This is a genomic window from Methylorubrum podarium (assembly GCF_022179745.1).
Lineage (GTDB): Bacteria > Pseudomonadota > Alphaproteobacteria > Rhizobiales > Beijerinckiaceae > Methylobacterium > Methylobacterium podarium.
This window is the reverse complement of record NZ_BPRD01000188.1, coordinates 1-13,012: the sequence shown is the minus strand read 5'-3', so window position 1 is coordinate 13,012 and position 13,012 is coordinate 1. Positions and strand designations below refer to the sequence as shown.

Sequence of the window (13,012 nt, the reverse complement as noted above, 5' to 3'; positions counted from 1 at the left end):
GGCGTCGATCGGATGGCCTGTGGGGAACGGAGCGTCTCTCCAGGAAAGCCGCGTGAGAACGACGAACTGGCAACCGCGCCCATGACGACCGAAACGCTCACCTACGCCATCGGCGACATCCACGGCTGTGCCGACCTCCTCGACCGTATGCTGGAACGCATCGAGTCCCACGCGGCCGGAGGCGCGAAGAAACTCGTGTTCCTCGGCGACTACATCGATCGCGGTCCCGACAGCGCGCGGGTGATCGAGACCCTGCGCCGCCTGCAATGGCGCGAGCCGGACGACGTGGTCTGCCTGATGGGCAACCACGAGGAGATGCTGCTGAAGAGCCTGCGCGAGCCCGGCGCCCTCGACCACTGGGTCTACAACGGCGGCGCCGAGGCGCTCGCCTCGTTCGGCGTCTCCGGGCCGGAGGAACTGCCCGGCGAGGTGCTCGACTGGATCGAGGCCCTGCCGACCCTGCACGCGGACGCGCAGCGCTGGTACGTCCATGCCGGCTTCCGCCCGGAATCCGAGGTGCCGGACCCCGATCCGCACAACCGGCTCTGGATCCGGGAGCCGTTCCTGTCCGAGGATCACGATTTCGGCCGCCACGTGGTCCACGGCCACACGCCGCGGACCCGCGGCGGCCCGGATTGCCGCCGTTTCCGCACCAATCTCGACACCGGCGCGGTCTACGGCAACGCCCTGACCGCGGGCGTGTTCTCGAACGCGCAGGGGCCCGCCCTGGAATTCCTGCGGGTGCCGGCCCAGGCTTGACCGTCCGAGGCGACTCGGGCCTTACGCCCCACCGCGAGACCTGCGATGCGGCGCGCCTGCCGGCCGGGCCGGCGAACCTCGATTTCTGTGAGCGCTGAGGTTTCGTCACCGGACCTGCTTGAACCGGGCGGCGGCTCCCTCTCTAACGGAGGCAGCCGCGGGGGTTCGCGCCGCGGATGAGGAGCCGACGCCGATGGATGCGCCCGCAGAGCCCCGCAGCCGGACCGAGGAGAAGCCGCTCGCCCGGCTCGCCCTCCGCTTCACCGATTGGGCCGAGAAGTGGTTCCCGGACGCCTTCGTGTTCGTGGCCATCGCCGTCGTCATCGTGGCGGGCGCGGCGCTCCTGAACGGCGCGCCGGTCCAGGCGGTGACGAAGAGCTTCGGCGACGGCTTCTGGAGCCTGATCCCCTTCACCATGCAGATGGTCTTCGTCACCATCGGCGGCTACGTGGTGGCGACCTCCGCGCCCGTCCAGGCGCTGATCGACCGCCTGGCGCTGGTGCCCAAGACCGGGCGCGGCGCCATCGGCTTCGTGGCGCTCGCCACCATGCTCTCCTCGCTCCTGAGCTGGGGCCTCAGCCTGATCTTCGGCGGCCTGCTCGCCCGGGCGCTCGCCCGGCGGCCGGATCTGCGGATGGATTACCGGGCGGCCGGCGCGGCGGCCTATCTCGGCCTCGGGGCGACCTGGGCGATGGGGCTTTCCTCCTCCGCGGCGCAGCTTCAGGCGAACCCGAAGAGCCTGCCGCCGGGGCTCTTGCCGATCACCGGCGTGATCCCGTTCAGCGAGACGATCTTCCTCTGGCAGTCCATGCTGATCACCGCGATCCTCGTCGTGCTCTCGGCGGTGATCGCGGTCGCCTCCGCGCCGGGCCGCGAGACCGCGGTGACGGCCCAGGATCTCGGCGTCGACGTGTCGAAGGAGGACACGAGCCTGCCCCCGCCGAAGCAGCCCGGCGAGTGGCTGGAGCACGCCCCCGTCCTGACCGTGCTGATCGGCCTGCTCGCGGCGGGCTGGCTGATCCAGGAATTCGCGCGCCAGGACTGGATGATCGCGATCTCCAGCCTCAACACCTACAACTTCCTGTTCCTGATGGCGGGTCTCGTCCTGCACTGGCGGCCGAAGCGCTTCCTCGCCGCCCTCGGCAAGGCGGTGCCGGCCACCGCCGGCATCCTGATCCAGTTCCCGTTCTACGCCGCCATCGCGGCGATCCTGACGGGCGCCAAGAACGCCGCCGGGCACAGCCTGTCGGACGTGATCGCCCACGCCTTCGTCGCCCTGAACACGCAAGGGAGCTTCCCGCTCGCGATGGGCGTCTACTCGGCGCTGCTCGGCTTCTTCATCCCCTCGGGCGGCGGCAAGTGGCTCCTGGAAGCGCCCTACGTGATGCAGGCGGCCAACGAGCTGAAGGTGCATCTCGGCTGGGCGGTGCAGGTCTACAACGCGGCCGAAGCCCTGCCGAACCTGATCAACCCGTTCTTCATGCTGCCGCTGCTCGGCATTCTGGGATTGAAGGCCCGCGACATCGTCGGCTTCAGCTTCCTGCAGCTCATCGTCCACCTGCCGGTGGTGCTGTTCCTGCTCTGGGCGCTCGCCTTCACGCTGGAATATCACCCGCCGGTGATGCCGTAGGGCGCGCCTAGGGGCGGCCCTGGGGCGGGCCGCCCATCGCGATGATCCCGGCATCCATGAGACCGCGGGCCTCGTCGCCGCTCGAGGCAAGCAGCGAGAAGCTGACGGGACGCCGAGGCCCGCTGTCATGGCCGGTCTCGCCGTCCGACCAGAAACTCGTCGCGAGCGGCGAGAACGCATCCGCGATCCCGGATTCCGTGAACCCTTCGCTGCGGGCGCGGGCGTCGACGCGCTGGAGGAAGCCCTTCGCCCGCACGCCGAGCTGTGCCTTCAAGCCGTCGCGCTCGGCCGACCACACGGTCTGGACGAGACAGTGCCGGCCCAGGGCATCCCGGCCCCAGGCGGCGACGTAGCGCGGCGACAGCAGTTCGACCGCCTTGTCCCGGTCGGGCGCGCGGGACGGAATCTGATCGATCGCGTCCCGCGAGGCGGGCCGCGTCGCGAGCCCCTCGAACGGGGTGCGGCCGTGGCGGATGTAGCCGAGGCAATCCTCGAAGATCAGCCGCATCACCAGCGGCTCGTTCTCCTCGATCTCGGCGGCGTGGGCGGAGAAAGCGGCCAGGCAGGCGGCGAGCAGAAGCCAGGATCTCGGCACGCGCCCCTCCTGCGGATTCGGCCGGATCGCCGGATCAGCGCCGCGCCGGCACCAGCACGGCGATGGCCGCGAGCAGCCAACCCGCCATCAGCACAATCCCGCCCGCCGGCGCGGCCATCGGGAACAGCGCTTGGCCGACGAGCGCCCGCATCGCGAGGTCGCCGGAGAACAGCACCAGCCCGACGAGCATCGCCGCCGCGGCGAGGCGGCTGGGGGCGCCGCGCGTCAAGCCGGCGGCGGCAAAGCCCGTCAGGGCGAGGATGGCGGGGGCGTGGAAGAGGAGAAACTGCGCGGCGGTCTTCAGCGTCTCGCCGCCGCTGGTATGCGCGGCGGCGGCGCTGGCTGCCACGCCGAGTCCTCCGGCGAGCGCCGCGAGGGCGGCGAGAAGACGGTCGAGGCCGGTCACGCGCCGCGCTCCTGCAGCAGCCGGGCGATGCTGGCACGCAGTTCGGCCACGCCGCGGTCGTCGCGGCTCGAGGTCAGCAGCACTTCCGGATAGGCCGCGGGGCGCTTGGCGAGGGCCGCCTGGATGCCGGCGATGCGCTTCTCGATTTCGGATTTCTTGAGGGCGTCGCCCTTGGTCAGCACGATCTGGTAGGAGACCGCCGCCTTGTCGAGCCCGTCGAGCAGGTCGGTGTCGATCGATTTCAGGCCGTGCCGGGAATCGATCAGCACGTAGACGCGGGCGAGATTCGAGCGGCCCTTGAGGTAGGCGTGGATCAGCTTGGTCCAGGCCTCGACCTTGGCCTTCTCGACCGCGGCGTAGCCGTAGCCCGGCATGTCGACGAGCATCAGGCGCCCGCCGATCCGGAAGAAGTTGAGCTGCTGGGTGCGGCCCGGCGTGTGCGAGGTGCGCGCCAGGGTGTTGCGGCCGGTCAGCGCGTTGACGAGGCTCGACTTGCCGACATTGGAACGCCCGGCGAAGGCGATCTCGACGCCCTCCATCGGCGGCAGGGCGCCGAGAGCCGGCGCGGCGGCGGTGAACTCGGCCTCGCCCACGAAGAGCAGGCGCCCGGCTTCCAGCAGTTCGGGGGAGGGGTCTTCGATGGCGGCGTCTGTCATGGTCGGGGGCCGCTGCTTTCCCTCCCCCGCGCGGGGAGAGGAGAGGGGGTGGGGGTTCGTGGAGGAGGCAGCGGGGCGCCTCATCCTGCACGACCCCTGCCTCCGGCTCCTCCCCGCGAGGGGGGAGGAGGGTTCGTCGGTCAGCGCGCGGTCAGCCCTTGGTGGCCGCGGCTTTCTTGTCGCCGCGTTTGAACATGCCCCTGATGTTGTCCCACAGCTCCACCTTCACGCCGTTGCGGCGCATGATGATGTACTGCTGGATCACCGAGAGCAGGTTGTTCCAGGCCCAGTAGATCACGAGGCCGGCGGGGAACGAGCCGAGCATGAAGGTGAACACGATCGGCATGAAGGCGAAGACCTGCGCCTGGACCGGGTCCGGCGGCGCGGGGTTCATCTTCATCTGCACGAACATCGTGATGCCCATGATGATCGGCCACACGCCCAGATGGATGAAGTCGGGCGCGGCGAACGGCAGCAGGCCGAACAGGTTCACGATGCTCGTCGGATCGGGCGCGGCGAGGTCTTGGATCCAGCCGAAGAACGGCGCGTGCCGCATCTCGATGGTGATGAACAGGACCTTGTAGAGCGCGAAGAAGACCGGGATCTGGATCAGCACCGGCCAGCAGCCGGCGATCGGATTGATCTTCTCCTTCTTGTACAGCTCCATCATCGCCTGTTGCTGCTTCGTCCGGTCGTCCTTGTAGCGCTCCCGGATGGAAGTCATCTCCGGCTGCACGGCCTTCATCTTGGCCATGGAGACGTAGGAGCGGTTGGCGATCGGCAGGAAGAAGATCTTCAGGATCAGCGTCACCAGCAGGATCGAGACACCGAAATTGCCGGCGAGATGGAAGAAGAAGTCCAGCGCCCGGAACATCGGCTTGGTCAGGAACCAGAACCAGCCCCAGTCGATCATCAGATCGAACTGCTTGATGCCGAGCTCGCGCTCGTAGGCGTTGATCTGGTTGACCTCCTTGGCGCCCGCGAACAGGCGCTGGGTCGTGGTCGAGGACGCGTTCGGCGCGACGGTGACCGAGTCGCCCCGCACGGAGGTCTGGTAGACCTTGGTCGCCCCGTCGGTGCGCTCGGTGAAGGCGCCCGTGAAGGGCTTGTCCTGCTCCGGGATCGTGGCGGCGGCCCAGTACTTGTCGGTGATGCCGACCCAGCCGCCGGTCACGTTTGTCCAGGCCTTGCCCAGCGTGCCGGGGCCGCCATAGGACGGCTCCTTGGCGACCTTGTCGTAGGTGTATTCCTGCAGGCCGTCGTTGCCGAGCACGCCGATCAGGCCCTCGTGCAGCACGTAGTAGCCCTGGGTGTGCGGCTTACCCCAGCGCGAGACGAGGCTGTAGGGGTAGAGCGTTACGGGGTTGGCCGAGGTGTTCTCCACCTCGTCGCGGACCGTGAACATGAACTTGTCGTCGACGGCGATGATGCGCTTGAAGACGAGGCCCTGGCCGTTGTCCCAGCTCAGCGTGAGCGGCTTGCCGGGGGCGAGCAGGTCGCCGTCGGCCTTCCAGACCGTGTCGCCGTTGGGCAGCGGCCCGGCATTGGCGCCGACCCAGCCGAACTCGGCGTAGTAGGGGTTCTGGCTGCCGGTGGGCGAGAGCAGCACGATGCGCGGGCTCTCGTCGCTGACGGTCTCGTGGTAGTTCTTGAGGCTCACGTCGTCGATGCGCGCGCCCTTGAGCGCGATCGAGCCGTAGAGGGCGGGCGTGTCGAGCCGCACCCGCGCCGAGCGCGCCAGCGCCTCCTCGCGGGTGACGGGACCCTGGGCGGCGGTGCCCGGCACGGTGCCGGGCACGGGCGCGCTGGGGCTGCCCTCGCGCGGGCTCGGGGCGGGGATGCCGTCGGCCGTCTGCGGCGCGCCCGGTTGCTGCGCGGTCTGGCTCTGTGCCGCCTGTCGCTGCCGCTCGCTGGCCGGCCCGGTGACGAAGTAATGCCAGCCAAGCAGGACCACCAGCGACAAGGCGATGGCGACGAACATGTTCGTCTTGTCGTTACCCATCGGTCGATCCGTCAGGCGCCTTCGATGTGGAGGGGAGGGGGTGAGGGCCGCCCGCGGTCGCGCCCCGGCCGGAGCGGGAGCCGCCGCGTCGCGATGGGGAGGAACGGGGAGCGTCGCCGGTGCGCGGCGCGGCCGGGCGCGTCACAGAATGGAGCGCGCGCCGCAGATCCTCGACGAGGCTTTCGAAGGGAGCGTTCAGTGCGGGGCGCCGGGCGATCACCACGACATCCGCGCCGATCGAGGGCGCATCCGTCGCCACGGCGGCGACGGCGCTGCGCAGGCGTCGCCGGATCCGGTTGCGTTCGGTCGCATGCCCCACGCGCTTCGTGATGGTGAAGCCGAGGAAGATCCCCTCGGCGGTCGCGCCGTCACGGGTCTCGCCCGGATCGCGCAGGCGCCCTTGGGCGCTCATGCGTTCCGTGCGGAACCGCCGGCCCTGGGCGGCTGCCAGGAAATCCGGGCGCCGCCGGAGACGTCCGATCGTCGGCACGGGCGCTCCGATCCCGATTCGCGGGCTCGTGTTGCGAGACGTGGCGCCGTCCTGCGGCGCCACGGAGTGTGTCAGGCCGAGAGGCGCTTGCGGCCGTGCGCGCGGCGGGCGGCGATGACCTTGCGGCCGCCGGCGGTCGCCATGCGGGCGCGGAAGCCGTGACGGCGCTTACGGACGAGCTTGCTCGGCTGGTAGGTTCTCTTCATGATCGGTCTCCGGCGGTCGAGGTCTCGACCCGGCGGCGCTTGCGATCAGCGCGCGGACCGTGTGTGAACCTCGAAATGGGATCTGCAAACGCGAAGGGCGCCCGGGACAGGGCGCCGCTTCGCAATGGCGCGGCTTATGGCGGAGGGGGCGCCGCAAGTCAATGACGGGCTGCCGATGCGGAGGCACGGCTGCGCACGGTGCCGCAGCGTCGTCGCTGCCCCCGTCGTGCGTATCGAAACCGTAGGGATGCGGCCGGTTGGGATCCCAATCCTCGATTCCGGGCCTTCGCAACTTTTCGGGACACCCGCCGAGCGTTTAACGGTGCGTTAACCTTTCCGTTCTACAAAGAGGCACATCCAGATTGTCTGGATCCTGATTGGGATCTCCGTCCAGTCTGTTTGATGCCTCCCTGTAAGACTCATGAGAGCCGCTCCTCTGGAGCGGCTTCTTTTTTTGGCGCCGATCCGCCCGCCGGGCCCCGCGCCATCCGCCGTCGCCGCGCCGTTAACGTTAAAAGGACGTGAACCCTCTTTCGGCTCGCGTTCGGCGCTACACTTGCCCCACTGGCTGCATTCGCACCGAGATCGTCCCCATCCGGGACAGATGGTTCGCCGGCGGTACAGGAGGCAGGATGACCGAGTTCGACGTCACGTTCCGGGACGACCGCGAGTGGGTAAGCTTCGGCGAGTCCTACGTGTCGTCGGAAGCCTTCAAGACCCTGTTCCGCGAGGGGATGCTGCTGGTCGAGGAGACGGCGGCCTATCTCGACGGGGAGGGGAGGGCCGAATCGCGCCTGATCTCGCGCGACGCCACGCTGGCCTATGCCAGCGAGAGCATGCGCCTCACCACCCGGCTGATGCAGATCGCCTCCTGGCTGCTGGTGCAGCGGGCGGTCTCCGAGGGCGAGATCTCGCTGAGTCAGGCGCAGGAGGAGAAGACCCGCGTCAAGCTCGCCGAGTCGGAGCGCGCCCTGCCGGAGGCCGGCGAGGCCTTCGCGGCGCTTCCGCTCCGGCTTCAGGATCTCGTGCGCCGCTCGCGCCGGCTGCACGCGCGCATCCTCCACCTCGACGCGCTGATCAGCGAGGACCGCCCCGTGCCGGTGCCGCGGGAGAGCCCGGTGACCGCCCAGTTCGGGCGCCTGCGGGCCGCCTTCGGCGGGGAGTGATTTCTTTCGAAAGCTGAGAGGCAGGCTGCCGGCGAAAGCGACCGGGGCCGGACGGGGCGCGTGTCGTCGAGGGATGGCCGCGCCCGTTCGATTCGGCGGGGCTTCGGCGGCGCCTCGCGTCGCGCCCATTCACACCGTTTCCGATTGATTCCTTCGGCACCGTTTCCCGTCATTCCGGGGCGCCAAAGGCGAACCCGGAATCCACCTGTGATGCCACGTTGAGCCGCGCATTACGGGTAGATCCCGGGTTCCGCTGCGCGGCCCCGGGATGCCGGGGGTGGGGCCGAACCGAAGTGATCAACCGGAAACCGTGTCAGACGGCGTGCCGGCCCTCGCGCGCAAACGAAAACGGCGCCGCGAGCGGCGCCGTCTCATCGATCCGGGCCGGAGCCCAAATCCCAAAAAATCACTTCTTGCCGAAGCCGAGGCCGGCGAAGCGGTTGTTGAAGCGCGAGACGCGGCCGCCGCGATCGAGCATCTTCTGCTCGCCGCCGGTCCAGGCCGGGTGCGTGGTCGGGTCGATGTCCAGGTTGAGGACGTCGCCTTCCTTGCCGTAGGTCGAGCGGGTCTTGTACTCGGTGCCGTCGGTCATCACGACCTTGATGAAGTGGTAGTCGGGGTGCTCGGTCCCCTTGGCCTTGCCGGCCTCGTTCTTTGCCATGACGAATTCCTGAGGTAGCACGCCGACCGGCCCCGCCACTCGGGGAGGAGCCAGGGGCAAAACATCGCGCGCATTCCGATGAAGGCGCGCCTATACCTCAGCCTCGGGCGACCGACAAGAGAGGGCGGGCGGATCGGCGGTCTCGCGCGAAATCTCGGCACGACAATCGGCGAAGACGTGTCCGCAGGGTCGACGCGAACTGGAAATCGGGGCGGTCGCTGCTTATGCGATGGCTCACGTCAACGACGACACGACAGAAACCGCCAAGATAGAAACGGCTCAGGACGGGACGAAACGATGTCGAGGAACGATGGCCCGCAGGCGTGACGCGTCGCCCGGCGCAGAGGTCGACCCGCGGGCGGCCCTCCGGGGGCGGGCGCCCCTCGGGGCGCTCAAACCCCTGATCCCCTTCGCGAGCCGCTATCGGGGCCGCATCCTCGCGGCGCTGGTCTCGCTGCTCGCGGCCTCCGGCGCGACACTCGTCGTGCCGATCGCGATTCGGCGGGTGATCGACCACGGCTTCTCGCCGGAGGGACAGGCGCTCATCAACTCCTACTTCGTCGCGCTGCTCGGCGTGGTGGCGGTGCTCGCGGTGTCGAGCGCGGGCCGCTACTACTCGGTGGTGACGCTCGGCGAGCGCGTCGTGGCGGATCTGCGCTCGGCGGTCTTCGCCCGGCTGACCAGCCTCGACCCGACCTTCTTCGACAAGGCGCAGTCGGGCGAGATCGTCTCGCGGCTCACCGCGGACGCGACGCAGGTCAAGGCGGTGTTCGGGGTCTCGATCTCGATCCTGCTGCGCAACCTGTTCCTGTTCGTCGGCGCCGTCGTCATGATGGTCTGGACGAGCCCCGGCCTGTCGATCCTCGTCCTGGCCGCGATCCCGCTCATCGTCTTCCCGCTGATCCTGTCGGGCCGCGGCGTGCGCCGCCGCTCCCGGGCGGCGCAGGACCGGCTCGCCGACGCGTCGGCCTACGCCGCCGAGGCCGTCGGCGCCGTGCGCACGATGCAGGCCTTCGGCATGGGCCGCACCACCGCCGGGCGCTTCGCGGAAGCCTCCGAGAACGCCTACCGGTCGGCGCGGGCCTCGATCACCGCCCGCGCCCTGCTCACGGGCGTGGCGATCTTCCTGATCTCGGCCTCGGTGGTCGGGGTGATGTGGTACGGCGCCAAGGGCGTGCTCGCCGGCACCACCAGCGCCGGCCAGCTCTCGCAATTCATCCTCTACGCGGTGTTCGGCGCCAGCGCCCTCGGCCAGCTCTCCGAGGTCTACGGTGAACTCGCCCAGGCCGCGGGCGCCGCCGAGCGGCTCGGCGAGATCCTGGCCGCCGAGCCGGCGATCCGCTCGCCCGAGCACCCGGTCGCCCTGCCGAGCCCGGCCCGCGGCGCGGTCGCGTTCGAGGCGGTGCGCTTCCGCTACCCCACCCGGCCCGAGCACGCGGCGCTCGACGGCGTCTCGTTCACGGCGGCTCCGGGCGAGCGCATCGCCCTGGTCGGCCCCTCTGGGGCCGGCAAGACCACGGTGCTGCAATTGCTGCTGCGCTTCTACGACCCGGACGAGGGGCAGGTGACGATCGACGGCGTAACCCTGCCGCAGGCCGATCTCGACGCCCTGCGCGAGCGCCTCTCCCTGGTGCCGCAGGATCCGGTGGTGTTCTCCGGCACGGTCCTTGAGAACATCCGCTACGGGCGCCCCGGCGCGAGCGAGGGGGAGGTCGAGGAGGCCGCCCGGCTCGCCAACGCCGACGGCTTCATCCGCGCCCTGCCGGAGGGCTACGCGACGCTGCTGGGCGAGCGCGGCACCACGCTCTCGGGCGGGCAGCGCCAGCGCATCGCCATCGCCCGCGCGATCCTCAAGGACGCGCCGATCCTGCTCCTCGACGAGGCGACCTCGGCCCTCGACGCCGAGAGCGAGCGCGCGGTGCAGAACGCCCTCGACCGGCTGATGCAGGGGCGCACCACGCTGGTGATCGCCCACCGCCTCGCGACCATCCGCGCCGCCGACCGCATCCTCGTCTTCGACGGCGGAAAGATCGTCGAGGAGGGCACGCACGAGAGCCTGCTCGCCCGCGGCGCCCTCTACGCGCAGCTCGCGAGCCTGCAATTCGCCGACAGCTTCGACGAGAGCGCCCGGGCGCGCGACCCGCGCCCGAAGCACGCGGCGGAGTAGGGCTTGATGGACCTCACCCGCTTCCCCCGCGTGGCGCTCACCGACGGGCCGACGCCGATCCGCTCCCTCGACCGGCTCTCGACCCATCTCGGGACGGAGCTGAACGGCGTGCGGCTGTTCGTGAAGCGCGACGACGTCGGACCGGTGGGGCTCGGCGGCAACAAGCTGCGCAAGCTTGAATTCCTTCTCGGCCAGGCGCTGGCGGAGCGCGCCGACACGGTGATCACCGTCGGCGCGCTGCAATCGAACCATGCCCGGCTCACCGCCGCCTCCGCCGCGCGGATGGGGCTCGCCTGCGAGCTGTTCCTGACCCGCAGCGTCCCCCGGGAGGACGCCGACTACACCGGCAACGGCAACCGGCTGCTGCAGGATCTGTTCGGCGCCCGCGTCCATCTGCTGCCGGGTGAGGCGGATTCGCTGGCGCGGGCCGAAGCGCGGGCGGAGGAACTGCGGTTGGAGGGGCGGCGCGTCTTCGTCTTTCCCTCCGGCGGGTCGAGCCCGCTCGGCTGCCTCGGCTACGCCGCCTGCGCTGCCGAGATCCTGGAGCAATCGGCCAATCTCGGCCTCGCCTTCGCCCGGATCGTCGTGCCGAACGGCAGTTCCGGCACCCATGCCGGCCTCGCCGCGGGCCTGACCGCCGCCGGCCGCGATCCGCATCTCGCCCAGTCCTACACGGTGCTCGCCCCCGAGGCCGAGGCGCGCGACGCGACGCTCGCCAAGGCCCGCGACACCCTCGCGCTGATCGGCGGCGGCCTGACGCTCGCCGACGACGCCGTCCGGGTGGACGGCGCCCATCGCGGGCCGGGCTACGGCATCCCGACCGAGGGCATGCGCGAGGCGGTGCGGCTCATGGCCCGCACCGAGGGGCTGCTGCTCGATCCCGTCTACAGCGGCAAGGCGTTCGCCGGGCTGCTCCACGACGTGCGCGCGGGCCTGTACGAGCGCGGCGCGGCGGTGCTGTTCGTGATGACCGGCGGCGTGCCGGGGCTGTTCGCGTATCGGAGCGAGTTTTAGATTCGGCTCCCAGGTCACTGTAGCCCTTCAGCGCCTGTTCGCTGGGTAGCAATCGAAGCCCACTCCCCGCACGGGGGGAGAGGGGGGATCTCGCGCAATCAGTTTTGGACGAGAACCTGTTCTGGCGCGCAGTAGTAGCCAGGCCGGCGACGGGCGCCGTGAACTCGACCTCGTAGGCCGCGCCGCGAACTCCGCAAGACGCCGTGCCGTGCGGCTCACCGCTCCGTCAGCTTCATCTCGATCCGGCGGTTGCGCGCATAGGCCTCGTCGCTCGTCCCCGAATCGAGCGGCTGGAACTCGCCGAAGGCGCCGGCGAGCAGCCGCTGCGGCGGGAGGCCCTTGCTCCGCAGGTACTGCACGACCGCGATGGCGCGGGCGGCTGACAGCTCCCAGTTTGAGGGGAACTGCGCCGACTGGATCGGTCGCGCGTCGGTATGGCCGTCCACGCGCAGCACCCAGGGGATGTCGGCGGGGATCTCCCGCGCGATGTCGAGGATCGCGCCCGCGATCCGGTCGAGCTCCGGGCCGGCCTCGGGCTTCAGGGCCGCGGAACCCGCCGTGAACAGCACCTCGGATTGCAGCACGAATCGGTCGCCGACGATGCGGACATCGGTGCGGCTGCCGATGATCTGGCGCAGGCGCCCGAAGAAGTCGGAGCGGTAGCGGGCGAGTTCCTGCACCCTCTGGGCGAGCGCCACGTTGAGGCGGCTGCCGAGTTCGGCGATGCGGGCCTGGCTCTCCCGGTCGCGGGACTCGGAGGCCGCCAGCGCGTCCTCGAGCGCCGCGAGCTGCCGGCGCAGGGCGCGGATCTGCTCGTTGAGCAGCTCGACCTGATTCTGCGCCCGCTGCGTCGCGCCGCGCTCGGCGGCGAGCTGCGCATCGACGTCGGCGCTCTTGCCCTGGGCCGCCTCGCTGGCGTCGGCCAGCGCCCGGAGCCGGTCGCGCTCGGCCTCCGCCGCGGTCAGGGTGTTGCGCAGGCCGGCGGCCGCCTCTTCCTGGGCGCGGCGGCTCGAACGCTCCAGCGCGAGCAGGTCGGTGAGGTCGGCGATCTGGCGGTTGAGGCGGTTGAGGACGGCGTCGCGGCCCGTCAGCTCCTGCGAGAGGAAGAACTGCCCCACCACGAAGACGGTGAGCAGGAAGACGACCGCGAGCAGGAGTGTCGCGAGCGCATCGACATAGCCCGGCCAGACATTGAGGCTGCGCTGCGAGCGCGCGCGCGCGGACGCCATGTCAGCGCTCCTCCCGCCGCCGCGGGAGCGG

Annotated in this window: 13 protein-coding genes; 5 read left to right on the top strand and 8 right to left on the bottom strand. The window is 70.4% G+C overall.

Going from position 1 to position 13,012, the window contains the following annotated elements; translation table 11 throughout:
• Positions 1–81 precede the first annotated feature (81 nt).
• Both MFF42_RS10210 and MFF42_RS10205 read left to right on the top strand, forming a co-directional pair.
• Complete coding sequence (locus MFF42_RS10210) at positions 82–759, top strand: metallophosphoesterase family protein (RefSeq protein ID WP_238255653.1); 678 nt, start codon at positions 82–84, stop codon at positions 757–759.
• 193 nt (positions 760–952) lie between these two features.
• Positions 953–2,389 (top strand): short-chain fatty acid transporter, encoded by a 1,437-nt coding sequence (locus tag MFF42_RS10205; RefSeq protein WP_238255652.1) that lies wholly within the window; start codon positions 953–955, stop codon positions 2,387–2,389.
• Positions 2,390–2,396: 7 nt separating this feature from the next.
• Here MFF42_RS10205 and MFF42_RS10200 read toward each other — a convergent pair whose 3' ends face one another.
• The 6 genes from MFF42_RS10200 to rpmH form a co-directional block, all read right to left on the bottom strand.
• Positions 2,397–2,984, bottom strand: a complete 588-nt coding sequence (locus tag MFF42_RS10200; protein ID WP_238255651.1) for a hypothetical protein — start codon at positions 2,982–2,984, stop codon at positions 2,397–2,399.
• A gap of 34 nt (positions 2,985–3,018) precedes the next feature.
• Positions 3,019–3,390, bottom strand: a complete 372-nt coding sequence (locus MFF42_RS10195; protein WP_238255650.1) for a DUF423 domain-containing protein — start codon at positions 3,388–3,390, stop codon at positions 3,019–3,021.
• Positions 3,387–4,046, bottom strand: a complete 660-nt coding sequence (gene yihA, locus MFF42_RS10190) for a ribosome biogenesis GTP-binding protein YihA/YsxC (RefSeq protein WP_238255649.1) — start codon at positions 4,044–4,046, stop codon at positions 3,387–3,389. The genes MFF42_RS10195 and yihA overlap by 4 nt, the downstream gene beginning before the upstream one ends.
• A gap of 151 nt (positions 4,047–4,197) precedes the next feature.
• The gene (yidC, locus tag MFF42_RS10185) at positions 4,198–6,048 is read right to left on the bottom strand and encodes a membrane protein insertase YidC (protein ID WP_238255648.1); all 1,851 of its coding nucleotides are present in this window, start codon (positions 6,046–6,048) and stop codon (positions 4,198–4,200) included.
• On the bottom strand, positions 6,041–6,538 hold the full coding sequence (gene rnpA / locus MFF42_RS10180) for a ribonuclease P protein component (RefSeq protein WP_238255647.1): 498 nt from the start codon (positions 6,536–6,538) through the stop codon (positions 6,041–6,043). Before rnpA ends, yidC begins: the two co-directional genes overlap by 8 nt.
• A gap of 71 nt (positions 6,539–6,609) precedes the next feature.
• A complete protein-coding gene (gene rpmH, locus MFF42_RS10175) occupies positions 6,610–6,744 on the bottom strand; it encodes a 50S ribosomal protein L34 (RefSeq protein ID WP_012253788.1) in 135 nt (44 codons plus the stop codon).
• A gap of 632 nt (positions 6,745–7,376) precedes the next feature.
• On the opposite strand from rpmH, the gene rcdA reads away from it, so the two are divergent.
• A complete protein-coding gene (rcdA, locus tag MFF42_RS10170) occupies positions 7,377–7,910 on the top strand; it encodes a protease adaptor protein RcdA (protein WP_238255646.1) in 534 nt (177 codons plus the stop codon).
• Between the two features lie 406 nt (positions 7,911–8,316).
• On the opposite strand, the gene rpmE is transcribed toward rcdA, so the two are convergent.
• Positions 8,317–8,571 carry a 50S ribosomal protein L31 gene (rpmE, locus tag MFF42_RS10165; RefSeq protein ID WP_238255645.1) on the bottom strand — a complete coding sequence of 85 codons (255 nt, stop codon included), beginning with the start codon at positions 8,569–8,571 and terminating at the stop codon, positions 8,317–8,319.
• Between the two features lie 310 nt (positions 8,572–8,881).
• On the opposite strand from rpmE, the gene MFF42_RS10160 reads away from it, so the two are divergent.
• Positions 8,882–10,738 carry an ABC transporter transmembrane domain-containing protein gene (locus tag MFF42_RS10160; RefSeq protein WP_238255644.1) on the top strand — a complete coding sequence of 619 codons (1,857 nt, stop codon included), beginning with the start codon at positions 8,882–8,884 and terminating at the stop codon, positions 10,736–10,738.
• Between the two features lie 6 nt (positions 10,739–10,744).
• A complete protein-coding gene (locus MFF42_RS10155; protein WP_238255643.1) occupies positions 10,745–11,752 on the top strand; it encodes a D-cysteine desulfhydrase family protein in 1,008 nt (335 codons plus the stop codon).
• Positions 11,753–11,967: 215 nt separating this feature from the next.
• Here the strand turns inward: MFF42_RS10155 and MFF42_RS10150 are convergent, their stop codons facing one another.
• Positions 11,968–12,981, bottom strand: a complete 1,014-nt coding sequence (locus MFF42_RS10150; protein WP_238255642.1) for a peptidoglycan -binding protein — start codon at positions 12,979–12,981, stop codon at positions 11,968–11,970.
• Positions 12,982–13,012: the final 31 nt, after the last annotated feature.

What these genes read in the sequence shown, in the direction of transcription:
- MFF42_RS10210 (WP_238255653.1), top strand. Translation starts at nt 82, where the DNA reads ATGACGACCGAAACGCTCACCTACGCCATCGGCGACATCCACGGCTGT.
- MFF42_RS10205 (WP_238255652.1), top strand. Translation starts at nt 953, where the DNA reads ATGGATGCGCCCGCAGAGCCCCGCAGCCGGACCGAGGAGAAGCCGCTC.
- yihA (WP_238255649.1), bottom strand. Translation starts at nt 4,046, where the DNA reads ATGACAGACGCCGCCATCGAAGACCCCTCCCCCGAACTGCTGGAAGCC.
- yidC (WP_238255648.1), bottom strand. Translation starts at nt 6,048, where the DNA reads ATGGGTAACGACAAGACGAACATGTTCGTCGCCATCGCCTTGTCGCTG.
- rpmH (WP_012253788.1), bottom strand. Translation starts at nt 6,744, where the DNA reads ATGAAGAGAACCTACCAGCCGAGCAAGCTCGTCCGTAAGCGCCGTCAC.
- rcdA (WP_238255646.1), top strand. Translation starts at nt 7,377, where the DNA reads ATGACCGAGTTCGACGTCACGTTCCGGGACGACCGCGAGTGGGTAAGC.
- rpmE (WP_238255645.1), bottom strand. Translation starts at nt 8,571, where the DNA reads ATGGCAAAGAACGAGGCCGGCAAGGCCAAGGGGACCGAGCACCCCGAC.
- MFF42_RS10160 (WP_238255644.1), top strand. Translation starts at nt 8,882, where the DNA reads ATGGCCCGCAGGCGTGACGCGTCGCCCGGCGCAGAGGTCGACCCGCGG.
- MFF42_RS10155 (WP_238255643.1), top strand. Translation starts at nt 10,745, where the DNA reads ATGGACCTCACCCGCTTCCCCCGCGTGGCGCTCACCGACGGGCCGACG.
- MFF42_RS10150 (WP_238255642.1), bottom strand. Translation starts at nt 12,981, where the DNA reads ATGGCGTCCGCGCGCGCGCGCTCGCAGCGCAGCCTCAATGTCTGGCCG.